This is a genomic window from Nocardia takedensis NBRC 100417 (assembly GCF_000308695.1).
Classification (GTDB): domain Bacteria; phylum Actinomycetota; class Actinomycetes; order Mycobacteriales; family Mycobacteriaceae; genus Nocardia; species Nocardia takedensis.
This window is the reverse complement of sequence record NZ_BAGG01000183.1, coordinates 1-925: the sequence shown is the minus strand read 5'-3', so window position 1 is coordinate 925 and position 925 is coordinate 1. Positions and strand designations below refer to the sequence as shown.

1 protein-coding gene is annotated in these 925 nt (G+C 63.1%); it reads right to left on the bottom strand.

Annotated features, from left to right (window positions below; translation table 11 throughout):
• Window positions 1-8: 8 nt before the first annotated feature.
• Window positions 9-802, bottom strand: a protein-coding gene (locus tag ON30_RS37880) for an IS5 family transposase (protein WP_085999421.1) whose coding sequence is annotated in 2 segments (ribosomal slippage) — window positions 9-472 and window positions 472-802 — 795 coding nt in all. Because the reading frame shifts where the segments join, the coding sequence is not laid out codon by codon here.
• Window positions 803-925: the final 123 nt, after the last annotated feature.

The following is a 925-nucleotide window of genomic DNA, read 5'->3' as shown; positions in this document are numbered from 1 at the left end:
AACTCCTATCAAAATGAGAGCTTGGTCAGACGGCGCCAGCAGATAATGCCGCACGCCAGACTGAGGAAAGCTTCGTGGATGTCGTCGCGGACCTCCCAACGCACACGCAATCGCCGGAACCAGTGCAGCAACGCGAAGCTCTGCTCGACCACCCAACGATGCACCCCGAGCCCGGAACCGTGCTCGACGCCACGGCGAGCGATCAACGGTGTAATACTCTTGTCCCGCACTTGTTTACGGTACTTGTCGTGGTCGTATCCGCGATCGGCGTAGAGAGTGGTCGGGCGTCGACGGGGACGTCCACGTCGTCCCCGCACCGCCGGGACCGCTTCGATCAAGGGCATGAGTTGGGTGACGTCGTTGCGGTTGCCGCCGGTCAGTGTCACTGCCAGCGGGATGCCGTGCCCTTCGGTGATCAGATGGTGTTTCGAGCCGGTTCGGGCACGGTCGACCGGGCTCGGCCCGGTTTTGGGCCGCCTTTGAGCGCTCGCACATGGGAGCCGTCGATCACCGCCCGCGACCAGTCCAACGCCCCTGCGGCGTTGAGTTCGGCCAACAATGATTCGTGCAACCGTTGCCAGACCCCGGCGGTGTGCCAGTCCCGCAACCGTCGCCAGCAGGTCATGCCCGAGCCGTAGCCCAGTTCTTGGGGCAGGAACTCCCACGCGATGCCGGTGTAGAGCACGAACAATATGCCGCACAACACTTTACGATCGTCCAGCCGTTTGCGGCCGCAGTGGTGTGTCTTACGTGGGACCACCGGCAGCAGGGGTGCGATCCGCTCCCACAACTCGTCGTCGATCTCCCACGGTCTACGTTGGGCCGTTTCGAACCTCCAGTCACAAGCAACACACCTACAACACCGACCCCACGGCCACCATTCCCGGGCTCCCGGCCCCCGAACAACCCATTCTGTTAGGAGTTC